General features: G+C 68.5%; 24 protein-coding genes. 19 read left to right on the forward strand and 5 right to left on the reverse strand.

The window, feature by feature from the left end; genetic code table 11:
- The first annotated feature begins 22 nt into the window (after positions 1-22).
- The 9 genes from C2868_RS03745 to typA all read left to right on the forward strand — a co-directional run bounded on the left by C2868_RS03745 (position 23) and on the right by typA (position 12,349).
- The gene (locus tag C2868_RS03745) at positions 23-952 is read left to right on the forward strand and encodes an ABC transporter permease (RefSeq protein WP_100811423.1); all 930 of its coding nucleotides are present in this window, start codon (positions 23-25) and stop codon (positions 950-952) included.
- Positions 942-1,889: an ABC transporter permease gene (locus C2868_RS03750; RefSeq protein ID WP_100811422.1), complete on the forward strand. Its 948-nt coding sequence runs from the start codon at positions 942-944 to the stop codon at positions 1,887-1,889. The genes C2868_RS03745 and C2868_RS03750 overlap by 11 nt, the downstream gene beginning before the upstream one ends.
- Positions 1,886-3,541, forward strand: coding sequence for an ABC transporter ATP-binding protein (locus C2868_RS03755; RefSeq protein WP_100811421.1), 1,656 nt, complete (start codon positions 1,886-1,888; stop codon positions 3,539-3,541). Before C2868_RS03750 ends, C2868_RS03755 begins: the two co-directional genes overlap by 4 nt.
- 5 nt (positions 3,542-3,546) lie before the next feature.
- Positions 3,547-4,176, forward strand: coding sequence for a PH domain-containing protein (locus C2868_RS03760; protein ID WP_232711250.1), 630 nt, complete (start codon positions 3,547-3,549; stop codon positions 4,174-4,176).
- 259 nt (positions 4,177-4,435) lie between these two features.
- Positions 4,436-5,419 carry an ABC transporter permease gene (locus tag C2868_RS03765; protein ID WP_100811419.1) on the forward strand — a complete coding sequence of 328 codons (984 nt, stop codon included), beginning with the start codon at positions 4,436-4,438 and terminating at the stop codon, positions 5,417-5,419.
- A gap of 1 nt (position 5,420) precedes the next feature.
- Positions 5,421-6,344 (forward strand): ABC transporter permease, encoded by a 924-nt coding sequence (locus C2868_RS03770; protein WP_103662982.1) that lies wholly within the window; start codon positions 5,421-5,423, stop codon positions 6,342-6,344.
- A complete protein-coding gene (locus C2868_RS03775; protein ID WP_258034396.1) occupies positions 6,337-8,481 on the forward strand; it encodes an ABC transporter ATP-binding protein in 2,145 nt (714 codons plus the stop codon). Before C2868_RS03770 ends, C2868_RS03775 begins: the two co-directional genes overlap by 8 nt.
- Before the next feature lie 64 nt (positions 8,482-8,545).
- Positions 8,546-10,225, forward strand: a complete 1,680-nt coding sequence (locus tag C2868_RS03780) for an ABC transporter family substrate-binding protein (protein WP_181003332.1) — start codon at positions 8,546-8,548, stop codon at positions 10,223-10,225.
- 219 nt (positions 10,226-10,444) lie between these two features.
- Positions 10,445-12,349, forward strand: coding sequence for a translational GTPase TypA (typA, locus tag C2868_RS03785; RefSeq protein ID WP_103662983.1), 1,905 nt, complete (start codon positions 10,445-10,447; stop codon positions 12,347-12,349).
- Between the two features lie 102 nt (positions 12,350-12,451).
- Here typA and C2868_RS03790 read toward each other — a convergent pair whose 3' ends face one another.
- Positions 12,452-13,012: a helix-turn-helix domain-containing protein gene (locus C2868_RS03790; RefSeq protein ID WP_100811415.1), complete on the reverse strand. Its 561-nt coding sequence runs from the start codon at positions 13,010-13,012 to the stop codon at positions 12,452-12,454.
- 65 nt (positions 13,013-13,077) lie between these two features.
- Between C2868_RS03790 and C2868_RS03795 the strand changes: the two genes are divergently transcribed.
- The 6 genes from C2868_RS03795 (at position 13,078) to C2868_RS03820 (ending at position 17,617) form a co-directional block, all read left to right on the forward strand.
- Positions 13,078-13,854: an AzlC family ABC transporter permease gene (locus C2868_RS03795; RefSeq protein WP_100811649.1), complete on the forward strand. Its 777-nt coding sequence runs from the start codon at positions 13,078-13,080 to the stop codon at positions 13,852-13,854.
- Positions 13,851-14,165, forward strand: coding sequence for an AzlD domain-containing protein (locus C2868_RS03800; RefSeq protein WP_100811414.1), 315 nt, complete (start codon positions 13,851-13,853; stop codon positions 14,163-14,165). Before C2868_RS03795 ends, C2868_RS03800 begins: the two co-directional genes overlap by 4 nt.
- A gap of 30 nt (positions 14,166-14,195) precedes the next feature.
- On the forward strand, positions 14,196-14,609 hold the full coding sequence (locus C2868_RS03805) for a histidinol dehydrogenase (protein ID WP_181003333.1): 414 nt from the start codon (positions 14,196-14,198) through the stop codon (positions 14,607-14,609).
- Positions 14,610-14,638: 29 nt separating this feature from the next.
- The gene (gene fdxA / locus C2868_RS03810; protein ID WP_036298533.1) at positions 14,639-14,959 is read left to right on the forward strand and encodes a ferredoxin; all 321 of its coding nucleotides are present in this window, start codon (positions 14,639-14,641) and stop codon (positions 14,957-14,959) included.
- A gap of 2 nt (positions 14,960-14,961) precedes the next feature.
- Positions 14,962-16,074: a succinyldiaminopimelate transaminase gene (gene dapC, locus C2868_RS03815; protein WP_100811413.1), complete on the forward strand. Its 1,113-nt coding sequence runs from the start codon at positions 14,962-14,964 to the stop codon at positions 16,072-16,074.
- A 283-nt stretch (positions 16,075-16,357) separates the two neighbouring features.
- Entirely contained in the window at positions 16,358-17,617 is a 1,260-nt protein-coding gene (locus tag C2868_RS03820) for a citrate synthase (protein WP_232711270.1), read from the forward strand.
- Here C2868_RS03820 and ppk2 read toward each other — a convergent pair whose 3' ends face one another.
- Both ppk2 and dapD read right to left on the reverse strand, forming a co-directional pair.
- Positions 17,618-18,412, reverse strand: a complete 795-nt coding sequence (ppk2, locus tag C2868_RS03825; protein WP_100811411.1) for a polyphosphate kinase 2 — start codon at positions 18,410-18,412, stop codon at positions 17,618-17,620.
- 84 nt (positions 18,413-18,496) lie between these two features.
- Complete coding sequence (gene dapD, locus C2868_RS03830) at positions 18,497-19,450, reverse strand: 2,3,4,5-tetrahydropyridine-2,6-dicarboxylate N-succinyltransferase (RefSeq protein ID WP_100811410.1); 954 nt, start codon at positions 19,448-19,450, stop codon at positions 18,497-18,499.
- Positions 19,451-19,514: 64 nt separating this feature from the next.
- On the opposite strand from dapD, the gene dapE reads away from it, so the two are divergent.
- From dapE to C2868_RS03845, 3 genes are all read left to right on the forward strand, one after another.
- Positions 19,515-20,588, forward strand: a complete 1,074-nt coding sequence (gene dapE / locus C2868_RS03835) for a succinyl-diaminopimelate desuccinylase (protein WP_100811409.1) — start codon at positions 19,515-19,517, stop codon at positions 20,586-20,588.
- Positions 20,573-21,856 carry a hypothetical protein gene (locus C2868_RS03840; RefSeq protein ID WP_232711248.1) on the forward strand — a complete coding sequence of 428 codons (1,284 nt, stop codon included), beginning with the start codon at positions 20,573-20,575 and terminating at the stop codon, positions 21,854-21,856. Before dapE ends, C2868_RS03840 begins: the two co-directional genes overlap by 16 nt.
- A gap of 76 nt (positions 21,857-21,932) precedes the next feature.
- Complete coding sequence (locus tag C2868_RS03845) at positions 21,933-22,103, forward strand: DUF3117 domain-containing protein (protein WP_081766366.1); 171 nt, start codon at positions 21,933-21,935, stop codon at positions 22,101-22,103.
- A 193-nt stretch (positions 22,104-22,296) separates the two neighbouring features.
- Here C2868_RS03845 and C2868_RS03850 read toward each other — a convergent pair whose 3' ends face one another.
- Positions 22,297-22,941 carry an O-methyltransferase gene (locus tag C2868_RS03850; RefSeq protein ID WP_374935756.1) on the reverse strand — a complete coding sequence of 215 codons (645 nt, stop codon included), beginning with the start codon at positions 22,939-22,941 and terminating at the stop codon, positions 22,297-22,299.
- A 62-nt stretch (positions 22,942-23,003) separates the two neighbouring features.
- On the opposite strand from C2868_RS03850, the gene C2868_RS17815 reads away from it, so the two are divergent.
- On the forward strand, positions 23,004-23,501 hold the full coding sequence (locus tag C2868_RS17815) for a twin-arginine translocase TatA/TatE family subunit (RefSeq protein ID WP_181003334.1): 498 nt from the start codon (positions 23,004-23,006) through the stop codon (positions 23,499-23,501).
- 15 nt (positions 23,502-23,516) lie between these two features.
- Here the strand turns inward: C2868_RS17815 and C2868_RS03860 are convergent, their stop codons facing one another.
- Positions 23,517-25,058 carry a carboxylesterase/lipase family protein gene (locus C2868_RS03860; protein ID WP_100811267.1) on the reverse strand — a complete coding sequence of 514 codons (1,542 nt, stop codon included), beginning with the start codon at positions 25,056-25,058 and terminating at the stop codon, positions 23,517-23,519.
- Between the last annotated feature and the right edge of the window lie 6 nt (positions 25,059-25,064).

Here is a 25,064-nt window from a genome sequence, read left to right on the forward strand (position 1 = left end):
CCCGTATCCGAAGGGAGTGAGGGTGCTCGCGTACATCCTCCGACGACTGCTGCAGGTGATCCCCGTGTTCTTCGGGGCGACCCTGCTGATCTACTTCATGGTTTTCGCCATGCCGGGGGACCCGATCCTCGCCCTCTTCGGCGACCGGACCCCGAACCCCGCTCTGCTCGAGCAGATACGGGCGCAGTACCACCTGGACGACCCGTTCCTGGTGCAGTACTTCTACTACATCACCGGTGTGCTGCGAGGCGACTTCGGGGTCAGCTTCTCCGGTCAGCCCGTCGGGGAGATCCTGTTGCGCACCTTCCCGGTGACGGCGCGTCTCGCGATCATGGCTCTGGTGATCGAGTTCACGTTGGCGATCATCATCGGCACGCTCTCGGCGCTGCGCAAGGGCAAGCTGTTCGACAACGCGTCACTCGTCGTCGCCCTGGTCTTCGTCGCCGTCCCGATCTTCGTGCTCGCCTTCCTCGCGCAGTACTTCCTCGCGATCCAGCTCGGGTGGTTCAGACCCACGGTGGGGGCGCGGAACGGATGGTTCGACCTGCTCCTCCCCGCCATCGTGTTGGGGGTGAGCCTGTACGCGACGAGCATGCGACTGATGCGCGCGTCGACGATCGACACGCTCAATCAGGACTGGGTCCGCACCGCGTACAGCAAGGGGCTCTCGCGTCGTCGCGTCGTCCCCGTGCACGTCATGCGCAACTCACTGCTGCCCGTCATCACCAACTCGGCCACCAACTTCGGTGTGCTGCTCGTCGGCGCGACCGTCACCGAGGGAATCTTCAACGTTCCCGGTGTGGGGAACACGCTGTACGAGGCGATCACGCGACAGGAGGGGCCCACCGTGGTCTCGTTCGTGACTGTTTTCGTGGTCGTATACGTGCTCGTCAATCTCGTCGTCGACCTGCTCTATGGTCTGCTCGATCCGAGGATCCGCTATGCCAAGTGATCGCATTCCCGCCCCGCACTTCGTTGCCCCCGTACGTGACGCGACGATCGCCGTCGACGAGGTTCGCGTCGCCGCGAAGCGCAGCAACCTCTGGCTCGACGCCTGGCGCGACATGCGTCGTCGCCCGACCTTCTGGGTTTCGAGCATCGTCGTCGTGATCATCGTGATCATGGCGTTCGCGCCGACCCTGTTCACGCAGGTGCCGCCGAACTCGCAGTGCTTCCTCGAGAACAGCAACGGCGGACCGGCCCCGGGTCACCCGCTCGGCTTCACCTTCCAGGGGTGCGACGTCTGGTCGCGCATCGTGTGGGGCGCGCGCACCTCGATCTCGGTCGGCCTGATCGCAACCGTCATCGGCACGACCGTGGGCCTGGTCTTCGGCGCACTTGCCGGCTTCTACGGCGGATGGCTCGACTCGCTGCTCTCGCGCATCGGTGACATCTTCTTCGCCATCCCGTACATCCTCGCGGCGATCGTCGTGATGAGCGTGTTCTCGCAGAACCGCACGGTCTTCACGCTCGCCTTCGCAATCGGTGGGTTCGCCTGGGCGTCGACGGCGCGCATCATCCGCGCCGAGATCCTGCGTGTGCGGCAGGCGGACTTCGTGATGGCGTCCCGCGCGCTCGGCCAGTCGCGCTTCCGGACACTCGTCTCGCACGTCGTTCCGAACGCGTTGCCGCCCGTGCTGGTCGTCTCGACCATCTCGCTCGCAGCCGCCATCGTCGCCGAGGCGACGCTCGCGTTCCTGGGCGTCGGGCTCGGGAGCGAGACGATGTCGTGGGGCAATGACATCAGCCAGGCGCAGCAGTCCCTGCGTGTCGCGCCGATGGCGCTGATCTACCCCTCGATCGCGCTCACGGTCACCGTGCTCGCATTCATCGTGCTCGGCGAGCTTCTCCGAGATGCCATCGATCCGAAGGCGAGGGCCCGCCGATGAGCGAGCGAATCGACGTCCCGCTTCTGAGCATCCGCGATCTGACGGTCGCCTTCGGTACCAACGAGGTGCTCCACGGCGTCAGCCTCGACATCTTTCCGGGCGAGACCGTCGCGATCGTGGGGGAGTCCGGCTCGGGCAAGTCCACCACGGCCTCTGCCGTGGTGAACCTGCTTCCCGGCAACGGGCTCGTGACGGGCGGAAGCATCCAGTTGGATGGGCGCGAGCTCACCGACCTGAACGCCGGACAGATGGAGCGCATCCGCGGGCGCGAGATCGGCTATGTCCCGCAGGACCCGATGTCGAATCTCAACCCCGTGTGGAGCATCGGCTTCCAGGTGAAAGAGGCGATCCGCGCGAACGGGATCGCCTCGAGCCGCAAGGACGTCGACGCGCGGGCCATCGAGGTTCTGCAACAGGCAGGACTTCCGGATGCCGCGAAGCGCCTGCACCAGTTTCCGCACCAGTTCTCGGGCGGTATGCGCCAGCGCGCCCTGATCGGCATCGGCCTGGCGGCCGACCCCAAGCTGCTGATCGCCGACGAGCCGACATCGGCTCTCGACGTGACGGTGCAGCGCGTGATCCTCGATCACATGGCCACGCTCACCCGCGACAAGGGCACCTCGGTGCTCCTGATCACGCACGACCTCGGACTCGCCGCCGAGCGCGCGGAGAAGATCATCGTGATGAACCGGGGCGAGATCGTCGAGATGGGTCCGAGCCGCGAGATCCTCGAGAACCCGCTGCATCCGTACACGCAGCGCCTCGTCGCCGCGGCGCCGAGCCTCGCGTCGAAACGTATTCAGACGCGTGTGCAGGATCGAGGCATCGAGACCAGCGCGGACGTCGCGGCGATCCCGCCCGCGATCGAGGTGCGGGATCTCGTCAAGGAGTACAAGATCCGACTCGGCGGGTTCCGCAGCGAAGCGTTCCGGGCCGTCGACGGCGTCTCGTTCCAGATTCCGCGCGGTAAGACGCTCGCTCTGGTGGGGGAGTCGGGTTCCGGCAAGTCCACGGTGGCGAAGATGGTGCTCAAACTCGAGGATCCGACGTCGGGTGACGTCCTCGTCGACGGCCAGGACGTCGCCAAGCTGGGCGGCCGCGAGTCTTTCCGGCTGCGCCGTCAGATGCAGCCGGTCTTCCAGGACCCGTACGGATCGCTCGATCCGCTGCGCAACATCGGCAACACGATCTCGGAGCCGCTGAACATCCACAAGGTCGGCGACCGCGCGTCGCGCCGGGCCCGCGTGGCGGAGCTGCTGGACCAGGTCTCGCTGCCGCAGTCGCTCGAGTCGCGCTACCCGAACGAGCTTTCGGGCGGGCAGCGTCAGCGCGTCGCCATCGCGCGTGCGCTCGCGCTCAAGCCGGACGTCGTGGTGCTCGACGAGGCCGTCTCGGCGCTCGACGTGCTGGTGCAGGATCAGATCCTGCAGCTGCTCGCCGAGCTGCAGAGCGAGCTCGGCCTGACGTACCTGTTCATCACGCACGACCTCGCCGTCGTCCGTGTCGCCGCCGACATGGTGGCCGTCATGGAGCGGGGCAAGATCGTCGAGCAGGGCACGGTGGACGAGATCTTCGCGAACCCGGCCGAGGAGTACACGCGTCGGCTGCTGGCGGCGATCCCGGGGGCGTCGATCCCGCTCGGTGGTGTGTGAGGCGCGTGCCTTCGCCGTCGACGCCGGATAGCGATGTCCGTGTCTTTCGGGCGCCGTCGGCGACGATCGGCCTGATCGTCGCCGCGCTCGTCGCGCTCGCGTTGCTCGTCGACGCGGGCGTGCGCGCCGGGGTGGGCGAGATGTTGCTGCTCGCGCCCTGGGTTCTGCTGGTGCTCTGGTTCGTCTACGTGCTGGTCTACGCACCGCACATCCGCACCGACGCATCCGGTGTCCGCGTGCACAACCTGCTGCGCATCGTGGAGTTCCCGTGGAGCGCGGTGCGAGACATCGAGCTGCGCTGGCAGGTGCGCTTCCGCCTGAGTTCGGGACAGGATGTCTCGAGCTTCGGCGGTCCGGTCGCGGGGCGCCCCGGCCGGCCCCCCTTGCGCTTCGGCGGGGGAGAGAGACGCGAACCGCCGGCATTGCGCGACATGGAGTTGCTGAGGGAGCAGTGGATCTCGGCGACCGAAAGCCGAGCGGATCACGGAATCGGGTCCCAGGTGGACGCGTCCTCTGGCGGAGCGCACACCGCACCCGTGATCCGTCGCCGTTGGGACGTTGCGGCGCTCGTCGCGCTCGCTGTCATCGCCATCTGGGCCGTGAGCGCTGTGACAATCGTTAACGTCGTTCAATGAATGTAATGCGTAGGTTCTAACGGTCATCTCGCGCATTTCTCGCAGGGGGCGAGATTGTTACGTTCGTGAAAAGACCGGCGAATGTGTGTGACTGTCTCGATGTGCCGGGTTAGGGTCTATGAATCGCCGGCACCCACGGCGGGCTGAAAGCCAGCCTTCGTGACACTGAGTTCCAACCCGGAACTGCTTCCGAGAGATCCACGATGACGTACGCAACCTCCCCCGCTGCATACCGCGACACACCCGCCAGGCCCGCCCGGTGACGCTCTATGTGGTCCGCAGGTTCATCCACTACGCGATCCTCAGCCTGATCGCGACGTGCCTCGCGTACATCCTGGCCAGCGTGCTGCTGAAGCCGGCCGACCGGTTCTATGGAATGAACCCCCGTCCGCCGCAGGCCTCGATCGATGCGAGCCTCGACGCGATGGGTGTGAATCCCGACGTGCCCGTGCTCGTGCGATTGTGGAATTGGCTCGTCAACCTGTTCACGCAGTTCTCGCTCGGCGAGACGGTCGGCGGGGCGCAGGTCACGGCCGAGATCGCGGCGCGTTCGGGCGCGAGCCTGCGTCTGCTGCTGATCGGGTCGATCCTCGGCGCGATCGTGGGCGTGCTCCTCGGCGTCTGGGGGGCCGTGCGGCAGTACCGCGCGAGCGACCAGATCGTCACGTACTCCTCGTACATCGTCTTCGCGACGCCGACCTTCGTGATCGGCGTTCTGCTCATGATCGCCGCGACGTCGTTCAACAACGCGCTGGGAACCCAGGTCATCCGCTTCACGGGCGAGTACACCGCCGGGATTTCTGGCGGCTGGTGGGACATCGCGCTCGACCGGGCCATCCATCTGCTGCTGCCGACGATCGCGCTCGTCCTGATCAGCGCCTCGTCGTATTCGCGCTATCAGCGCAGCGTGATGCTCGACGTTCTGGGCGCCGACTACATCCGCACGGCCCGCGCCAAGGGCCTGCCCCGTTCGAAGGCGCTCGTGCGTCACGGGGTGCGCATCGCGCTCATCCCTATGTCTACGTTCTTCGCCTACAGCTTCGGCACGCTCATCGCCGGCTCGGCGATGCTCGAGATCGTCTTCTCGTGGCGGGGGATGGGGCAGTTCCAGCTGAACGCGGTGACCCAGAACGACATCAACGCGGTCGCCGGCTCGACGCTGTTCGTCGCGGTTCTCGTGCTGCTGTCGTCGACGCTGTCCGAAGTGCTCTACGCGGCGCTCGACCCGAGGGTGAGGGCCTGACATGACCATGCAGCAAGAGGCGCTCGAGGCGCCGCTCGAGCCCCGCGACCCGGTCACCCGGGAGCGCAAGCCCCTCTCGCGCAACCGCCTGGTGTGGGCGCGGCTGCGCGGCATGCCGCGATTCTGGGTCGGGGCATCCGTCTTCGCCCTGATCGTGCTGTGGGCGATCATCGGGCCGCTGGCGTACCCGTGGGGTGTCACCGACCGCGACGCGCTGAACATGGGCATGGGGCCGACCCTCCGCCACTGGTTCGGCACGAACGCGATCGGTCAGGACATCTACGCCCAGACCATGTCGGGGCTGCAGAAGTCGCTCATCATCGGGCTGCTGGCCGGTGTCGGCGCCACCCTTATCGCGGCGATCGTGGGGTCGCTCGCGGGGTATCTCGGGGGGCGCGCGGACAGCGTGATCGGATGGTTCATCCACCTGCTGCTCGTGATCCCCTCGTTCTTCATCCTCGTGCTGCTGAGCCCGCTGACCCGCGGGCTGTCGTGGCTGGCGCTGACCTTCTTCCTGGCGATCTTCAGCTGGATGATCATGGCGCAGGTCGTCCGCAACCAGACCCGGTCGCTCCGGAACCGCGACTTCGTGCGCGCGGCCCGGTACATGGGCATGCCGACGCGCAAGATCCTCGGCCGGCACGTCCTGCCGAACGTCGCCTCGCTGCTCATCATCGACGCCACGCTCGGCATTGTCGCCTCGATCATGGCCGAGACGTCGCTCAGCTACTTCGGGTTCGGTGTGCAGAAGCCGGATGTCTCGCTCGGCACGCTTCTCGCCGACGGCACCGCCGCGGCGCTCACCCGGCCCTGGCTCTTCGTCTTCCCCGCGGCGGTGCTCATCATCCTTCTCTTCGCCATCAGCCTGATCGGCGACGCCCTGCGCGACGCCATCGACCCGACCTCGGGGGTGAACCGTGGCTGAGTTCCAGGTCGGTCGCAAGGCCGCCGCTCGCACACCCGTCGTGGGGGCGCCGCTCCTCTCCGTCCGCGACCTCAGCGTGACGTTCCCGCAGCGCGGCGGCGACCCCGTGCGCGCCGTGCGCGGCATTTCGTACGACGTCCACGCGGGCGAGTTCCTCGGCATCGTCGGCGAGTCCGGCTCGGGCAAGTCCGTTTCGTCGCTGGCCGTCATGGGTCTGCTGCCCTCGTCCGCCGAGATCACGGGCGCCATCGAGTTCGAGGGGCGCTCGCTTCTGGGCATGGGCGACAACGAACTGTCGCGCATCCGTGGCGCCGAACTCGCCATGGTGTTCCAGGACCCGCTCTCGGCGCTGACCCCGGTGTACTCGGTCGGCGACCAGATCTCCGAGGGCCTGCGTCTGCACGACTCCTCCCTCTCGGTTCAGGCCGCGCACGCGCGCGCGGTCGAGCTGCTGAAGATCGTCGGCATTCCCGACGCCGAGCGTCGCGCCCGCGCCTTCCCGCACGAGTTCTCGGGCGGAATGCGTCAACGAGCCATGATCGCGATGGCGATCGCGAACGACCCGAAGGTGATCATCGCCGACGAGCCGACGACGGCGCTCGATGTGACGATCCAGGCCCAGATTCTCGAGGTGCTCGAGACCGCGCGCGAGATCACGGGCTCCGCGGTCGTGCTCATCACGCACGACCTCGGCGTCGTCGCCGGTCATGCCGATCGTGTCGGCGTGATGTACGCCGGCAAGCTCGTCGAGCTCGGCACGACCGACGAGGTCTTCCACGAACCCCACATGCCCTACACGATCGGCCTGCTGCGCTCGGTGCCGAACATGCTGACGGCCGGCACGCAGCGCCTGGTGCCGCTCGAGGGGCGACCGCCATCGCTCAGCGCCCTGCCGCGCGGGTGCCCGTTCGCCCCGCGCTGCCCCGTCGCGATCGACGCCTGCCGCGATATCGAGCCCGAGCTGCTCGAGCACGATCCGGGTTCGGTACCGCCGCACGTTTCAGCGTGCATCCGTGCCGGCGAGATCGCGCGCGGTGAACTCCCGCGCGCAGAGGTGTTCCCGCGTCCCGAGCCGCTGCCACAGGAGGAGCGCGCCCAGACAACGGATGCTCCCGTCGTTCGAGTAACCGATCTGGTGCGCCACTTCCCGCTCATGAAGGGGTCGATCTTCCCGCGCCGGATCGGCACCGTGCGCGCCGTCGACGGGGTTTCGTTCACGCTCCAGGCGGGCCGTACCCTCGGGCTCGTCGGTGAATCCGGATGCGGCAAGACCACCACGATCCTCGAGATCATGGAGATGGTCGCGCCCCAGGGCGGAAAGATCGAGATCTCGGGCAAGGACGTGGACCAGCTCGGCAAGGGTGCGCGCCACGCGTTGCGGGAAGACATCCAGATCGTCTTCCAGGACCCGATGGGCGCCATCGACCCGCGCCTGCCGATCGGCGAGGTCATCACCGAGCCGCTGTGGGTCGCGGGCAAGCCCAAGGCCGAGCGCGACAAGCGCGTCGTCGAGCTGCTCGAACTGGTCGGCCTCGACCCCGCGATGGCCGATCGCTACCCGCACGAGTTCTCGGGTGGTCAGCGCCAGCGCATCGGCATCGCCCGCGCGCTCTCGACGAACCCCTCGATCATCGTGCTCGACGAGCCCGTCTCGGCGTTGGATGTCTCGATCCAGGCCGGCATCATCAACCTGCTCGAAGACTTGAAGGACCGTCTCGGCCTCTCGTTCCTCTTCGTCGCGCACGACCTCGCCGTCGTCCGGCAGATCGCCGACGACGTGGCCGTGATGTACCTCGGTCGCATCGTCGAACAGGGTCCGATCGCCGAGGTCTTCAATGAGCCCAGGCATCCGTACACCAAGGCCCTCATCTCGGCCGCACCGATTCCCGACCCGCGCATCGAACGCGCCCGCACACGCATCCTGCTGCAGGGGGACCTCCCGAGCCCGACGCAGGAGATCTCGGGGTGCCGCTTCCGCACCCGCTGCCCGCTGTACGCGTTGCTGGACGACGCATCGCAGCAGGTCTGCCGCGGAAGCGACCCCGAACTGACCCGGCACGGCCGCGCGAGCGTCGCCTGCCATCACGCGGATCGCTCCGCGCTGATGGATCAGGTGGCGCTCGACCGCGCCGGGTAACGCCCGAGGTGACGGCACCACGCCACCCCGGTCTTCCCCCGAAAACACGAGAGGAAACGATCACATGAGAACTCGAAGTGCGAAGGCGCTCGGCGCCATCGCGATGCTCGGCGCAAGCGCGTTGATCATCGCGGGCTGTTCAGCAGGCAACACCGGGGGTCCGAGCGACGCCCCGACGGATGCGGCTGAACTGCCCTCCACCGACTGGGTGCGCGCGGACGCCGCGGACGTCCAGGACGGCGGCGACCTGACCCTCGCGGTCTCGGCCCTGCCCGTCAACTTCAACATCTACCAGATCGACGGCAACGAGTCCGACACCAACGACATCGTCGAGACGACGCTCGGCGGCCCGTTCAAGATCGACGAGACCGGCGTACCGATCGTCGACGAGAACTACGCGTCGTCGGCCGAGATCACGAGCGAAGACCCGCAGGTCGTCGAGATCACGCTCAACCCCGACGCGGTCTGGGAAGACGGAACCCCCATCACGGTCGCCGACTACGCGGCCACGTGGCTCGCCAACAACGGCTCCAACGAAGAGTTCATCAACGTCTCGACCGCAGGGTGGGACCAGATCGAGTCCATCGAGCAGGGCGACGACGAGTACCACGTCGTCGTGACCTTCTCGTCGATCTACGCCGACTGGCAGGGCCTGTTCACGAGCGTGCTCAAAGAGAGCATCGCGAGCGACCCCGCCGCGTTCAACGAGGGCTTCCTCACGCAGGGCATGCCCTCGAGCGGTCCCTTCATGTTCACCGACATCGACGTGACCGGCCAGGTCATCACGCTCGAGCGCAACCCGCTGTGGTGGGGCGAGACCCCCAAGCTCGACCGCATCCTGTTCCAGGCCGTCAGCCAGGACCAGCAGGGTTCGTCGTTCGCGAACGGTGAGATCGACGCGCTCTACATCTCGGCGAGTGCGGACCTCTACGAGACCGCGCAGACCGTCGACGGCGCGGACATCCAGGCCACGAACGGCCTGACGTGGACCCACGTCACGATGAACGCCAAGGAAGGTCCCCTCGCGGACGTCAACGTGCGCAAGGCGGTCGCCTCGATCGTCAACCGCGAGCAGATCGCGGCCGCGGCCAACACGCCTGTCGGCGTGCCCGCCGTCACGCAGGGCGACTACATCTTCATGCCCGGTCAGGATGGCTACACGGATGACGCGCTGCCCTACGACCTCGATGCCGGTGCCGCGTTCCTCGAAGAGGCCGGATACAGCAAGGAAGGCGACTCGTGGGTCAAGGACGGTGAGCCGCTCGAGCTGAGCGTCACCGTTCCCGCCGACACCGCGACGAACATCCAGCGCGCCGAGCAGGTCCAGGCCGACCTCGGTGAGTTCGGCATCCCCGTCGAGCTCGTTTCGGTTCCCGTTGCCGGCTACTTCAGCGACTACGTGATCCCGGGCGACTTCGAGATGGTCAGCTTCTCGTGGGTCGGCACCGCGTTCCCGATCTCCTCATCGGAGCCGCTGTTCTTCCCGCTGGACTCCGAGCAGAACTTCACCGGCACGACCGATGAGGCGCTCGGCGACCTGTGGGACCAGGCCAACACCGAGCTCGACCCCGAGGCGCGCATCGAGATCGCGAACGAGATCAACGCGGCCATCTGGGAGTACGTCCCGATGTTCCCGATCGCGCCGCTCCCGAACGTGTACGCAGTCACGGATGGTCTCGTGAACTGGGGCGCCACGCAGTTCGAGACGATCGACTGGACGCTCGTGGGCTGGGCCGCCGAGTAAGCAGCGGTTGTTGTCCGGGCGGGGCGGGATCCTTCGGGGTCCCGCCCCGCTGTCGTTCCTGGCGCATCCGGGCGCCCACACCGCGCGGAAGAGGGCACTCGCCGGGCTCACAGCGGCCTGCGATAGGCTGAGGGGGACTGGACCCTTCGACATCGGCTGCTGAGCCTGTCGAAACACCGGGCCGTCTCTCACACTTCCCATCACTGCAAGGACCTTTTCATGGCGCGTGCCTTCCGTTCCGATCTCCGCAATGTCGCGATCGTCGCGCACGTCGACCACGGCAAGACGACCCTCGTCGACGCCATGCTCCGCCAGACCGGCTCGTTCGGTTCGCACGAGCACACAGAAGAGCGCGCGATGGACTCGAACGACCTCGAGCGCGAAAAGGGCATCACGATCCTCGCCAAGAACACGGCGGTCACCTACAAGGGTGTGCACGCGACCGACGGTCCCGTGACGATCAACGTCATCGACACCCCCGGCCACGCCGACTTCGGCGGCGAGGTCGAGCGCGGCCTGTCCATGGTCGACGGTGTCGTGCTGCTCGTCGATGCATCCGAGGGCCCGCTCCCGCAGACGCGGTTTGTGCTGCGCAAGGCGCTCGAGGCCAAGCTTCCCGTGATCCTGCTCGTCAACAAGACGGACCGCCCCGACGCGCGCATCGCCGAGGTCGAGGAAGAAAGCCACGACCTGCTGCTCGGACTCGCGTCCGACCTGGTCGACGACGTGCCGGACCTCGATGTCGACGCCCTGCTCGATGTCCCGGTCGTCTACGCCAGTGGCCGTGCCGGTGCTGCGTCGCTGAACCGTCCCGACAACGGTGCCCTGCCCGACAACGACGACCTCGAGCCGCTCTTCGGCGCGATCCTCGAGCACGTGCCGGCCCCGTCGTACGACGACGACGCGCCGCTGCAGGCCTGGGTCACGAACCTCGACTCGAGCCCGTTCCTCGGTCGCCTCGCCCTGCTGCGCGTCTTCAACGGCACGCTCAAGAAGGGCCAGACGGTCGCCTGGGTGCGCTCCGACGGCACGACCAGCAACGCCCGTATCACCGAGCTCTTCAAGACGCGCGCCCTCGAGCGCTACCCCGCGGATGACGCAGGCCCGGGTGACATCGTCGCGATCGCCGGCTTCCCCGACATCACGATCGGCGAGACGATCGCCGACCCCGAAGACGTGCGGCCGCTGCCGGCGATCACGGTCGACGACCCCGCGATCTCGATGACGATCGGCACGAACACGTCGCCCCTCGTCGGCAAGGTCAAGGGACACAAGCTGACCGCGCGCATGGTCAAGGACCGCCTCGACCGCGAACTGATCGGCAACGTGTCTCTCAAGGTCGTCGACATCGGACGCCCGGATGCCTGGGAGGTGCAGGGTCGCGGAGAGTTGGCCCTCGCCATCCTCGTCGAGAACATGCGTCGCGAAGGCTTCGAGCTGACCGTCGGCAAGCCGCAGGTGGTCACGAAGCAGGTCGACGGCAAGACGCACGAGCCGTTCGAGCACCTGACGATCGACGCGCCGGAGGAGTACCTCGGCGCGATCACGCAGCTGCTCGCCACCCGCAAGGGCCGTATGGACAACATGACCAACCACGGCACCGGCTGGGTGCGCATGGAGTTCATCGTCCCCTCGCGCGGCCTGATCGGCTTCCGCACCGAGTTCCTCACCACGACCCGCGGCACCGGCATCGCGAACGCGATCTCGCACGGCTACGAGCCCTGGGCGGGCACGATCGTCACGCGCCAGAACGGCTCGATCGTCTCCGACCGTTCGGGTGTCGTCACCCCCTTCGCGATCATCGCGCTGCAGGAGCGCATGTCGTTCTTCGTCCAGCCCACGCAGGAGGTCTACGAGGGCATGGTGATCGGCGAGAACTCGCGCGCGGACGACATGGACGTGAACATCACGAAGGAGAAGAAGCTCACGAACATGCGTGCCGCGAGCTCCGACACCTTCGAGTCCATGACGCCGCCGCGCCAGCTGTCGCTCGAGGAGAGCCTCGAGTTCGCCCGCGAGGACGAGTGCGTCGAGGTCACGCCCGAGATCGTCCGCATCCGCAAGGTCAACCTCGACGCCAATGAGCGCGCCCGCGCGACGGCCCGCCTCAAGCGCCAGGGCTGATTCGGTTCTAGCTGCACCAACGGTCGCGACACGCCGCGTGGTTTCGACGCACAACGGCGAGTCGCGACCGTTCGAGCGTGTAGGTGAGCGGATGTCGGGGGCTCAGCGGAGCTCCGACACCAGCACCGCGCTCGTGCCCGGCAGCAGCGCCTCGAACACGTGCGGGGCGTCCCCGGCATAGGCGAGGTAGTCGCCGGGCTCCAGCACGTGCGGGGCATCGGCCGGGCCGACCCGCGCCCGTCCGCTGACGAGGACGAGGTGTTCGGTCGTGCTCCGCTGGTGCGGGTCCGACACGCGCGCCTCGCCGGGTTCGGCGCGGATCAGGTAGATGTCGCGGCGCGCGTTCGGGGGACTGGCCGACAGGAGCGACGCCACATACGGCGCGGCGGACGACGGGATGCCCGCGCTCGATCCGGATCGCGAGCTCGCGCGCACGAGCGTCGGCGCCTGGGCCTCTTGATCCACGAACACGGCAAAGGGCACGCCGAGCGCCACGGCGAGGGCCCACAGCGTCTCGACGCTCGGATTGCCCGACCCGCCCTCGAGCTGCGAGACCGTCGCCTTCGACACGTCGGCGCGCCGGGCGAGCTCGGAGACGGAGATTCCGATGGCCTCGCGTTCACGACGCAGAGTCCGGGCGATGCGGGCACCGAGCGTTTCCATGCGTTCATTATGGCAAACGATCGTTCGACTTGACAGACATCCGCCGACTGTTCAGACTCGCTTTCATGAGTGCGGGCCGGCGAGCGAAGCGGACCGCCGAGCCGGATCGCCAACCCGATCCCGAGGCCCGGCGTGCCCGGCGCCAGGCGCTCGGCGTCGCGCTCGCGACGAGCGTCTACGGCGTCTCGTTCGGCGCGCTGTCGGTGGCATCCGGGCTCGACGTCTGGCAGACGTGCGTGCTGAGCCTCGTGATGTTCACGGGCGGCTCGCAGTTCGCCTTCGTCGGCGTGATCGGAGCCGGGGGACTGGTGGCGGCGCCCGCGGCGATCGCCTCGGCCGCGCTGCTCGGGGTCCGCAACGTCGCGTACGGGATGCGGATGTCTCCGGTCATCGGCCGGGGAGTGCTCCGGCGCGCGGGGGCCGCGCACTTCACGATCGATGAGTCGACCGCCGTCTCGCTCGCCCAGACCACGCCGCATGCCCGCACGCTCGGGTTCTGGCTGACGGGCCTCGGCATCTACCTCGGGTGGAACGTCACGACGCTGGTGGGGGCGCTGCTCGGTGACGTGCTCGGTGATCCGAAAGCGTATGGCCTCGATGCGGCCGCCGCGGCGGCGTTCCTGGCGCTGCTGTGGCCCCGGCTGCGCGGACGGCAGGCGATCGCGGTCGGTGTCGCCGCGGCGGTCGTCGCGACCGTGCTGACCCCCGGTCTGATGCCGGGCATGCCCGTGCTGCTCGCGGCCGTCGTCGCGATCGTCGTGGGGTGGTTCAACTGGCTCGGGCGCGACGACATGCCGCCCACCGAGTCATCCGATGTCCGCGAACGCGAGGGCCTGCCATGACCCTCTGGACCGCGGTGCTGCTCGCATCCGTCATCTGTCTCGCCCTCAAAGCCGTCGGCTATCTGCTGCCGACCGCGTGGGTGCAGGCCCCGCGCCCGGCGCGGATCGCCGACCTGCTCACCGTCGCGCTGCTCGCGGCGCTCGTCGCCGTGCAGACGCTCGGGGCGGGTCAGGCCCTCGCGGTCGATGCTCGTGTGCCCGCCGTGTTGGTCGCCGCGGGACTGCTCGCCCTGCGCGCTCCCTTTCTCGTGGTGGTCGCGGCCGCAGCGGCGACGGCGGCCCTGCTGCGTCTCGCGGGCTGGGCCGTCTGAGCCCGCGCCGCGCGGGGTATCGTCGAGCCCATGCCGAAGTTCGTCTCACGCATCCCGACCTTCCTGATCGCCGCACTCGCGGGCGCCGTCTTCGGCGTCGTCGGTACGGTCGCTCACGCGGCGACCATCTGGGGCATTCCGGTGGGGCTCGTGCTCGGGATCATCGGCTCCGGGGCGCTCATGCTCGCGATCCGTCTGCTCGCCGATCGGTGGGCGTCGGTCGCCGCGGGGGTTGGAATCACGCTGGCCGTGATCGTGTTCTCGGGCGAGGGGCCCGGAGGCTCCGTCATCGCGCCCGCGGGCATGGCCGCCGTCGTCTGGACCGTGGCCTGCCCGCTCGTGGCGGTGCTGATCGTGGCCTGGCCCGAGCTGCCGGCATCCACCCGGTCGACGGCGGGATCCCGGGTCGGAGCCGCGACGGGAGTCGACGCCGGCCGGATCTGAGCCCGTCCGCGCCGACATAGACTGGACGGGTGACCTACGTGATCGCCCTCCCGTGCGTCGATGTGAAGGATCGTGCCTGCATCGACGAATGCCCCGTCGACTGCATCTACGAGGGCGAACGGTCGCTGTACATCCACCCGGACGAGTGCGTCGACTGCGGCGCCTGTGAGCCCGTGTGCCCGGTCGAGGCCATCTACTACGAAGACGACCTGCCCGCCGAGTGGAGCGACTACTACAAGGCGAACGTCGAGTTCTTCGACGACATCGGGTCCCCGGGCGGCGCGGCCAAGGTCGGCGTGATCCACAAGGACCACCCCGTCATCGAGGCGCTTCCCCCGCAGGAGCACTGATCGTGGGGGTCCTGGGACTCCCCGACTACCCGTGGGACCAGGTCGAGCCCTACGCGGCTCGGGCACGCATGCATCCGGATGGCATCGCCGATCTGTCGATCGGATCGCCCGTCGATCCGACTCCCGACATCATCCGTCACGCGCTGTCCGAAGCAACCGACGCGCACGCGTACCCGCAGACCGTGGGCACTCCGGCGCTTCGTGAGGCGATCGTGGACTGGTTCGCGCGTCGTCGAGACGTCGTCGGTCTCGAGGCACGGAACGTGCTGCCGACCATCGGCTCGAAGGAGCTCGTCGCGCTGCTGCCCACCCTGCTGGGGCTCCGCGAGGGCGACGTGGTCGTGCATCCTCGCGCCGCCTACCCGACCTACGAGATCGGAGCGCGCGTCGCGGGCGCCATCCCGTTCGCCTCGGACGCGCCCGAGGAGTGGCCTGCTGCGACGCGCCTGGTCTGGCTCAACTCGCCGGGGAATCCCGACGGGGGAGTCCTCGATGTCGATCAGCTCGCTCGCGCCGTCGCCCGCGCCCGCGAGCTCGGTGCCGTGATCGCGGGTGACGAGTGCTACGCCGAACTGGGCTGGGACGGGCCGTGGGCGAGCGAACCGATCCCGAGCATCCTCGATCCGCGTGTGACGGGCGGAGACACCACGGGCGTCCTCGCCGTCTATTCGCTCAGCAAGCAGTCGAACCTCGCCGGGTATCGCGCGGCGTTCCTGGCAGGCGACGCCGACCTGATCACCCGGCTCGCGAACGTGCGCAAGCACCTCGGTCTGATGCTGCCCGGTCCGGTGCAGGCGGCGATGATCGTGGCCCTCGGCGACGATGCGCACGTCGCCGCGCAGAAGGAGTTGTACCGCGCGCGCCGCGCCGCGTTGAAGCCCGCGCTCGAGGCCGCCGGATTCACCGTGGACCGCAGCGAAGCAGGTCTGTACCTGTGGGCGACCGAGGGTCGCGATGGCTGGGACAGCATGGCCCGGCTCGCCGAGCTGGGCATCCTCGCGGGGCCGGGCGTGTTCTACGGCGATCACTTTCCGCAACACGTCCGGCTCTCGCTCACCGCGACCGACGAGCGCATCGCGAGCGCTGCAGCACGCCTGCGCGCATCCGTTTCGTAGATATCCACCATCGAATTCGCGGACGCTTTGGCCGGTTCGATAGTAGGCGCGATGGCCCACTAGGCTGTAACGACGCGGATGTCTGGGGCCGATCAGTCCTTGGCGCCGCCGCTCCGGTCGGCGCACCAACGGCTCCGCACCGAGCGAACGCCGCCCCGGGCGGCAGAACCCCCCCAGACGACGACAATCGCAAGGAGGCGCCGTGAGCAACGATGTCAATGAAGACGCCACGCAGAATGACTCGGGCAACGGTCCGGCTGACCCGCAGCCGACGAAGGCGTTCTTGACAATCGCTGATCGAACGGCGGAATTCCCCATCGTGCCGGGGAGCGACGGCACCCCGAGCATCGACATCTCGAGCTTCACGCGCCAGACCGGGCACACCACGCTCGACTACGGATTCGTCAACACCGCGGCGACCAAGTCGGCGATCACCTTCATCGACGGCGACAAGGGAATCCTGCGCTACCGCGGGTACCCGATCGAGCAGATCGCGCAGCACTCCAGCTATCTCGAGGTCGCCTGGCTGCTCATCTACGGCGAGCTGCCGAGCGCCGACGAGCTCGCGGCGTTCGATGATCGCATCCGTCACCACACGCTGTTGCACGAGGACCTCAAGCGATTCTTCTCGGCCCTGCCGCACACGGCACACCCGATGTCCGTGCTGTCGTCGGCCGTGTCGGCTCTCTCGACCTACTACGAGGGCGAGTCCGACCCGAACAACCCCGAGCACATCGAGCTCAACACCATCCGGATGCTCGCCAAGCTCCCCGTGATCGCGGCATACGCGCACAAGAAGAGCGTCGGGCAGGCGTTCCTGTACCCGGACAACTCCCTGAGCTTCGTCGACAACTTCCTCAAGCTCAACTTCGGCGTGCTGAGCGAGATCTACGAGCCGAACCCGGTCATGTCGCGCGCGCTCGAGCGCCTGCTGATTCTGCACGAGGACCACGAGCAGAACGCATCGACCTCGACGGTCCGGCTCGTCGGCTCGACCGGGGCCAACCAGTTCTCGTCGATCTCGGCCGGCATCAACGCGCTCTACGGCCCCCTGCACGGCGGCGCCAACGAGGCCGTGCTCGACATGCTCGCGCGCATCCGCGACTCGGGCGAGAGCGTCGCGCGGTTCGTCGAGCGGGTCAAGAACAAGGAAGACGGGGTCAAGCTCATGGGCTTCGGTCACCGCGTCTACAAGAACTACGACCCGCGCGCCAAGCTCGTCAAGGAGTCGGCCGACGAAGTGCTCGAGGCACTCGGTGTCAGCGACCCGCTGCTCGACCTCGCGAAGGAGCTCGAAGAGCTCGCGCTGAGCGACGACTACTTCAAGGAGCGCCGCCTGTATCCGAACGTCGACTTCTACACCGGCGTCATCTACAAGGCGATGGGCTTCCCGACGCGCATGTTCACGGTGCTCTTCGCCATCGGTCGGCTGCCCGGCTGGCTGGCGCACTGGCGCGAGATGCAGCTCGACCCGCAGACCAAGATCGGGCGCCCGCAGCAGCTCTACACGGGTGCGCGCGAGCGCAACTATCCCGGCGTGTGATCAGCCCAAGCGGGCGATGATCTCCGCGGCGTAGTCCGGCACGGCGTTGTCGTCGTCCCGCGGCGGGCGCTCGTAGCCCCCGGAGGCCGGGCGCTCCGGGATCACGATGTGCTCGCGAGAGACGGGTTCGGACGGAATCCGCGACAACAGGTGCGCGATCATGTTCACGCGCCCGCGCCGCTTGTCTTCGTTGTCGACCTCGAACCACGGTGACTCGGGGATGTCGGTGTGCACGAACATCGTGTCCTTGGCGCGGGAGTAGTCCTCCCATTTCGTGATCGATGAGACATCGTTCGGGCTGAGCTTCCAGCGGCGCATCGGATCGCCCGCGCGGTCGTGGAAGCGGCGCTCCTGCTCGACGTCGGACACCGAGAACCAGTACTTGAGCAGGATGATCCCGTCTTCCACCAGCATCCGCTCGAAGATCGGCGCCTGGTGCAGGAACCGGTGATACTCGGCGCTCGTGCAGTAGCCCATGACGTGTTCGACGCCCGCGCGGTTGTACCAGGACCGATCCATCAGGACGATCTCGCCCGCGGCGGGAAGGTGCGGCACGTAGCGCTGGAAGTACCAGCGCGTCTTGTCGCGCTCGCTCGGCGTCGGCAGCGCCACGATGCGCGTGACGCGCGGGTTGAGGTACTCGGAGACGCGCTTGATCGTCGAGCCCTTGCCCGCGGCATCCCGCCCCTCGAAGATGACGACGATGCGCGCACCGGAGGACTGCACCCACGCCTGCATGTCGACGAGACGTGCCTGCAGCACTTTCAGTTCGGCCTTGTACAGGTCCTTGGGCATGCGCTTACTCATGGCGCCACCTTACGCGGGCGTCACTCCGGACGCGCCCTTCGACAGGCTCAGTGAGCGTCAGCCGCCGTCGGGTCAGGCGTGCAGCGCCTCGTTGAGGGTCACGCCGACGCCCGCGCGACGCACGGCCTCGACCGCACCCGATACCGAGTTGCGACGGAACAGGATGCCGTCGCTGCCCGACAGCTCGGCGGCCTTCACGACCGGCGTCGTGCCGTCGGCCGCGGGAGCGGCGTCGACGAGCGCGACCTTCGTCCCGGCCGTGACGTAGAGTCCCGCCTCCACGACGCAGTCGTCGCCGAGCGAGATGCCGACGCCCGCGTTCGCGCCGAGCAGGGTACGCGCCCCGATCGAGATGCGGTGCGTTCCGCCGCCCGAGAGCGTGCCCATGATCGACGCGCCGCCGCCGATGTCGCTGCCGTCGCCGATCACGACGCCCTGCGACACGCGACCCTCGATCATCGACGAGCCGAGCGTGCCGGCGTTGAAGTTGACGAAGCCCTCGTGCATGACGGTCGTGCCGGGGGAGAGGTACGCGCCCAGCCGGACGCGCGAGGCATCCGCGATCCGGACGCCGACCGGCGTGACGTAGTCGGTGAGGCGCGGGAACTTGTCGAGCGAGCCCACCTGGATGCCGTCGCGCAGCAGAAGGGGCCGCAGGCGCGTCGCGTCGTCCGGATGCATCGGCCCGGCGTTCGTCCAGGCGACGACCGGCAGGTGACCGAAAATCCCGTCGAGGTTGACCTCGTTCGGCGCCGCGAGCAGGTGCGAGAGGACGTGCAGGCGCAAGTATGCGTCGGAGGTGGACGCGGGAGCCGCGTCGAGGTCGATCTCGACCGTGACGGCCTCGATCGTGACCCCGCGGCGGTCGTCCGGAGCCGCCAGGCGATCCAGGTCATCCGCGATCGCCGCGTCGCGCCCGAGCGGCACGCGTCCGAGTTGCGGCTCCGGGTACCAGGTGTCCAGCACCGTTCCGTCGCTCGAAATCGTGGCGAGTCCCTCGCCCCACACCCACCGCTCGCTGCTCATGAGTCCACGCTATCGAACCGCTCGCACCCCCGACGCGCACGGAGGGCGCCGGTACACTCGGGGGATGCCGCAGCTCGACCTCTCCGTGTCACCCGTCGAGCTCACCCGGGTGCTCTGTGACATCCCGAGTGTCTCGGGCGACGAGACCCCGCTCGCCGATGCGATCCAGGCCGCCGTTTCGGCCCTGTCGCACCTCGAGGTGATCCGCGACGGCGACACGATCGTCGCCCGCACAATGCTCGGCCGGGACCAGCGGGTCGTGATCGCCGGGCATATCGACACCGTGCCGATCAACGACAACCTGCCGACGCGCGACGTGGTCGTTGACGGCGAGGCATGCATCTGGGGCCGCGGAACGGTCGACATGAAGGCCGGGGTCGCGGTGCAGCTCGTGCTCGCCGCCGAGCTCGTCGCGCCGCGGGCCGACATCACGTGGATGTGGTACGACCACGAAGAGGTGGATTCGAATCTCAACGGCCTCAAGCGGCTGGCGGAGCATCGACCCGACCTGTTCGCGGCGGACTTCGCGATCCTCGGTGAGCCCTCGGGCGGTCAGGTCGAGGGGGGATGCAACGGCACCCTCCGCGCGCTCGTGCGCACCCACGGCATGCGCGCGCACTCGGCCCGTTCCTGGGTCGGCGAGAACGCGATCCACCAGGCCGCTCCGATTCTCGAGCGCCTCTCGCAGTACCGCGCGCAGACGATCACCGTCGAGGGCCTCGACTACCGCGAGGGGCTGAACGCCGTTGCGATCTCGGGCGGCATCGCGGGCAACGTGATCCCCGACCTCTGCGAGGTCGAGGTCAACTTCCGGTTCGCCCCGAGTCGGTCCGAGTCGGAGGCCGAACAGCACGTCCGCGACGTGTTCGCGGGGTTCGAGGTCGAGATCGTCGACCTCGCGCCCGGCGCGCGCCCGGGGCTCGACGCGCCGCTTGCGCGGGAGTTCGTCGCGGCCGTCGGCGCCGAGCCGCGTCCCAAGTACGGGTGGACGGATGTCGCGCGCTTCTCGGCCCTCGGAGTCCCCGCCGTGAACTACGGCCCCGGTGATCCGCAGCTCGCGCACCACGACGAGGAACGGGTGCCGATCGCCCAGATCGACGCGGTGGCGCGTGGACTGCGGGCGTGGTTGACGGCGTGAACACCGGGCCGGAGGCATCCGTGTCCGGCGCCGATCCGTTGTCGACGCGAGCGCCCCGGGGGCCGGGGTTCGGCTTCTGGATCGTGATGATCTACCTGGGCGCTCGGCTCGTGACGACGGGGCTGATGCTCCTCGCTTCGGCGATGTCGGGCCCGGACTCGCGATTCGGGGTGAACCCGGGCCTGGCGCCGTTCATCCTCGGGTGGGATGCCCAGTGGTACTGGCTGGTCGCGGTCAACGGTTACCCGGCCGAGCTACCGCTGACCGAGACCGGCGCCGTGGCCGAGAACGCCTGGGCCTTCATGCCGCTGTACGCGTTTCTGTCGCAGGCGGTCAGCCTGCCATTCGCCCTGCTGTCGCAGGCGGTGGGCATACCCTTTGCCGCTTGGGGAGTGGGCGGCTTCCTGGTGGCGATCGCGGCGGGCCTGGGGTGCTGCTTCGTGCTGTTCCAGATGGTGCGCGATCGCATCGGTGACACGGCTGCCCTCTGGTCGGTGGCTCTGTTCGCATCGGCCCCGCTCGCCGCACTGTTCCAGGTCGCGTATGCCGAATCGCTGTTCCTGCTGTGGCTGCTGTTGTCCCTCTGGTGTGTACGGAGGCGGCGATACGGATGGCTGTACCTGCTGATCCCCCTGATGGCATTCACCCGTCCGGGTGTGCTGGCGTTCGCGCTGTTTCTCGGCCTGTTCGGCCTCTGGCGATGGTTCCGTCGCGACCGCGAACCCCTCGGTCGGACCGAAGTCGTGCACATCCTCGCGCTCGGCGGGTTGGCCGTCGTGACGGGTTTCGCCTGGCAGGTCATCGTCGGGATCGTGACCGGGGATCCGGGCGGATACCTCGCCACCGAGCTCGCGTGGCGTCGCAACTGGGTCACGGACGGCGGTGTTTTCATGCCCTTCCACGGGTGGTTCGCCGGCGCCGAGTTCTGGTTGCGGTCGTGGGGTGCGCCGGCCGGCTTCGGGATCGCGGCCGCGGTCGTCCTGATGCTGGGGGCGGCCGCGATCCTGCTGTTCGAGCCCCACGTCCGGCGGCTCGGTGTGGAGGTGCGGCTGTGGTCTGCGAGCTATCTCGTATACCTGTTCGCGGTGTTCTTCCCGCAGTCCAGCATCTTTCGCCTGCTGTTCCCCCTCTCGCCACTCTGGGGCGCGGTCGCGACCCCGCGGTCCACGATCTGGCGGGTGGGGGCCCTGGCGGTGTGTCTCGCGGGTCAGTGGTGGTGGATCTGGAACATGTACGGACTGGCGAACATGTACTGGCAGGTGCCCTGATATACCGCTCGGCCGTATTACGTCGGTCGGCAGGATAAACTGGACCGAGCTAGATTTCGCGACGAAAGGGGCCGCTATGGCAGCCATGAAGCCGAGGACCGGCGACGGACCGATGGAGGCTGTGAAGGAGGGGCGCCTGATTATCGTGCGGGTGCCGCTCGAAGGTGGGGGGCGTCTCGTGGTCTCGGTCAACGACGCCGAAGCCAAGGAGCTTCACGATGTGCTCTCGGGAGTCGTCTCCGCCTAGAGTTCGTCGTCAGGCCGGTTCCGTTCGCGGGACCGGCCTTTCTGCGTCCCGGGCCTCTTCCTGAGTTCGCGCCGCGTGGACGCTGAAAACGCCGGTTGTTCGCGAGCGCGCCCGTTATCGCCGACGTGCACGCGGCGCACTCGGCGCGAACCGGCCGACTCGGTGCGCACCGGTCACGGCGGCGGGCGCGGCGCTACTCGGTGATCTTGGTGAGCTGCAGCAGCCCGTCGCCGACGATCGACAGGGCGGGCATGACGGCCTGAGAGCCCTGTGTCTCTTGGATCAGGGATCGGAACGCGGTCGTGACCGGATCGCGCTGCACGGGATCCGCGACGCGCCCGTTCTGCAGCGCGCGGGGGATGAGCACCGTGCCACCGACGCGCACCAGCCGAAGGCCGTGCGCGACGTATTCGAGAATGTGCTCCGGGTCGGCGTCGATCAGCACGATGTCGTATGCCGACTCGTTCATGCGCGGCAGGACTTCGGCGGCCCGACCGGTGATGAATCGCGCCCGTGCCGGCGGGATGCCCGCATCCGAGAACGCCTTGCGCGCAGCCGCGAGGTGCTCGGGTTCGGCGTCGATCGTGGTCAGGATGCCTCGGGCGCTGCCGTGCAGCAGCCACATGCCCGAGACGCCCGCGCCCGTGCCGATCTCGACCAGGTTCAGCGCATCGGAGGCAGCGACGAGGACGGCGCACTGGGCGCCGATGGCCGGATCGATGGGCACGATGCCCAGCTCGAGGGAGTGCGCGCGAGCCTTCGCGATCGGATCGGGCTCTGTCACCTGTTCCGTCGCGTACCGCCAGCTGGCCTGCTGTCCGCTCACGCGCTTGTCCATTTTCCCTAGATTACGGGGCTGGCGCGGACTCCGGCCGCAGGCGCGGCGAGTAACCTGTTCTCATGTTCTTCGGGTTGACGATCGAGAAGCTCCTGCTGATCGGTGTCATCGCCGCCCTGCTGGTGGGGCCCGAGAGACTGCCTCGCTACGCCGAGGGTTTGGCCAAGATGCTCGGGCGATTGCGCGAGTTCTTGCGCGGGGCGAAGACACGGGTGCGCGACGAGATGGGTGAGGACTTCGACGACGTCGATTGGCGTCGGCTCGATCCGCGCCAGTACGACCCCCGGCGTATCATCCGCGAGGCCCTGCTCGATGAGCCGCCGCTCAAGCCCGTCAGCCCGGGAGCCCCCCGCCCGGCTACCGCGGCGCTCGGTGGTGCGGGCGGCGCGGGTGCCGGTGGCGTGGGCGCCGGCGCGGGCCCGGTGGCCACCACCGCGGGCCCTGCGGCGTCCGCGGGCGGTGCCGCGGCGGACGGGGCATCCGACTCCGCGGCGGCCCCGGCATCGGCACGTTCCTCCGCCGCACCGGTCGCGACGCCCTACGACTCCGAAGCCACCTGAGGGCACCCGCGCGGCTCAGGTGAAAGAGAGCACCTCGTCGCCCCACGCCGCGCGCAGGTCGTGGTCGAGGTCCGGTTCCACCCGGTCGACCCGATCGATCACGAGAGTGGCGCGATCCGCGGCGGTGTACGGCTCCCAGGTGACGGCGCCCTCGGCCTGCGGTGACGTGTCCAGCGCGAAGCCGATCCATCGGCGTTGCAGACGCGTCGACAGCGCGTGGCCGGTGCGCAGGCCACCGAGGCGGAAGGTGATGTCCTTCTTGCCGCCCTGCAGGTTTCCCCACAGGTAGGGCAGCTCGGTCCCGTGGGTCGCGCCGATCCCGAGCAGTCGCAGCATGGGTGTTGCCCAGTCGAAGCGGTACAGGTAGGTCGGGGCGACGGCGGCGTGGCCCTGCACGACCCAGAGGGTCGGCATGCGGAATCCCAGGTCGCGCGAGATGGCCGGGCCTTGTTTCTTCAGGCGCAAGCCCGCGTAGGCGGACTGGATCTCGGCGTCGGAGGGGATGTCGAGGTCGGGGCGATCGGCGCGCAGGTCGATCGACATCTCTTCGATCGCCTCTTTCGAGACCGGCATGAGCGGTGACTTCATCATGGTGAACAACGAGGTCTCGTCGCGGTTGGTGCCGATCAGCAGCGGCACGGGCAGCGCGCCTCCGCGCGAGAACACATCGACCGGATGCTCCGGCACGAGGTTACCGTCGACCACGGGCGTGAAGGCCAGGGTGCCCGGCTCGTCGGCGGGGGTGGATGCGTATACCGTCATCGCCGCGGCGGCGAGCCGATCGGCGGGAATGTTCCGGAACGACGAGACATCGGCGGGGTCGGCGTCGACGGCCTGCAGCAGCTCGCGGGCCACGCGCTCAGCGCGGTCCTGACCGTAGACAGAGGTCGCGGGCGAACTCTCGGCGATCGCTCGGTGGAACAGCCCGCGCGCCGCGGGCGAGGTCATGAGGGTCGTGACGATGCCGCCCCCGGCGGATTCACCGAACAGCGTGACGCTCTCGGGATCGCCGCCGAAGGCCGCGATGTTGTCGCGCACCCAGGCGAGCGCGAAGAGGACGTCACGCAGCGCGAGGTTCGTCTCGAAGGTCTCGGCATCGGTCGAGAAGCGCGAGAGATCGGCGAACCCCAGGGCGCCCAAACGGTAGCCGACCGTGACGAGCACGATCTCGCCGCTGGCAGCCAGCGACCGGCCGTCGTACATCGGCTGCGAGGTCGCGCCGAACATGTACGCGCCACCGTGCACCCACACCATGACCGGACGCGGTTCGCTCGCCGAAACGCTCTCCGCCGCCCAGACGTCCAGGGTCAGGCAGTCCTCGCTCTGCACGGCATCATCGGGCAGGCGGATCGCGGGTGACGCCGTCTGCACGGCGATGGGGCCGAACCGGGTGGCGTCGGCCACAGCGGTCCAGGGTTCGGGAGCGCGCGGCCCGCGCCAGCGCAGCGGGCCCGTGGGCGGGGCTGCGTAGCGGATCCCCTTCCACGAGCGGATCGCGCCGTCGGACTCGCCTCGGACGGGTCCGTGCGTCGTCGTCACGGTCGTGTCGGATGCCATGGGTTT

It is taken from the genome of Microbacterium sp. CJ77 (assembly GCF_002911615.1).
In the GTDB taxonomy this organism is placed as follows: domain Bacteria; phylum Actinomycetota; class Actinomycetes; order Actinomycetales; family Microbacteriaceae; genus Microbacterium.

Excerpts from the sequence above, each read along its gene's own strand:
- C2868_RS03805 (WP_181003333.1), top strand. The coding sequence starts at position 14,196 with ATGCCGAAGTTCGTCTCACGCATCCCGACCTTCCTGATCGCCGCACTC.
- C2868_RS03850 (WP_374935756.1), bottom strand. The coding sequence starts at position 22,941 with ATGGACAAGCGCGTGAGCGGACAGCAGGCCAGCTGGCGGTACGCGACG.
- C2868_RS03800 (WP_100811414.1), top strand. The coding sequence starts at position 13,851 with ATGACCCTCTGGACCGCGGTGCTGCTCGCATCCGTCATCTGTCTCGCC.
- C2868_RS03755 (WP_100811421.1), top strand. The coding sequence starts at position 1,886 with ATGAGCGAGCGAATCGACGTCCCGCTTCTGAGCATCCGCGATCTGACG.
- C2868_RS03860 (WP_100811267.1), bottom strand. The coding sequence starts at position 25,058 with ATGGCATCCGACACGACCGTGACGACGACGCACGGACCCGTCCGAGGC.
- ppk2 (WP_100811411.1), bottom strand. The coding sequence starts at position 18,412 with ATGCCCAAGGACCTGTACAAGGCCGAACTGAAAGTGCTGCAGGCACGT.
- dapD (WP_100811410.1), bottom strand. The coding sequence starts at position 19,450 with ATGAGCAGCGAGCGGTGGGTGTGGGGCGAGGGACTCGCCACGATTTCG.
- C2868_RS03845 (WP_081766366.1), top strand. The coding sequence starts at position 21,933 with ATGGCAGCCATGAAGCCGAGGACCGGCGACGGACCGATGGAGGCTGTG.
- C2868_RS03790 (WP_100811415.1), bottom strand. The coding sequence starts at position 13,012 with ATGGAAACGCTCGGTGCCCGCATCGCCCGGACTCTGCGTCGTGAACGC.
- C2868_RS03795 (WP_100811649.1), top strand. The coding sequence starts at position 13,078 with ATGAGTGCGGGCCGGCGAGCGAAGCGGACCGCCGAGCCGGATCGCCAA.
- C2868_RS03770 (WP_103662982.1), top strand. The coding sequence starts at position 5,421 with ATGACCATGCAGCAAGAGGCGCTCGAGGCGCCGCTCGAGCCCCGCGAC.
- dapE (WP_100811409.1), top strand. The coding sequence starts at position 19,515 with ATGCCGCAGCTCGACCTCTCCGTGTCACCCGTCGAGCTCACCCGGGTG.
- C2868_RS03780 (WP_181003332.1), top strand. The coding sequence starts at position 8,546 with ATGAGAACTCGAAGTGCGAAGGCGCTCGGCGCCATCGCGATGCTCGGC.
- typA (WP_103662983.1), top strand. The coding sequence starts at position 10,445 with ATGGCGCGTGCCTTCCGTTCCGATCTCCGCAATGTCGCGATCGTCGCG.
- C2868_RS17815 (WP_181003334.1), top strand. The coding sequence starts at position 23,004 with ATGTTCTTCGGGTTGACGATCGAGAAGCTCCTGCTGATCGGTGTCATC.
- C2868_RS03750 (WP_100811422.1), top strand. The coding sequence starts at position 942 with ATGCCAAGTGATCGCATTCCCGCCCCGCACTTCGTTGCCCCCGTACGT.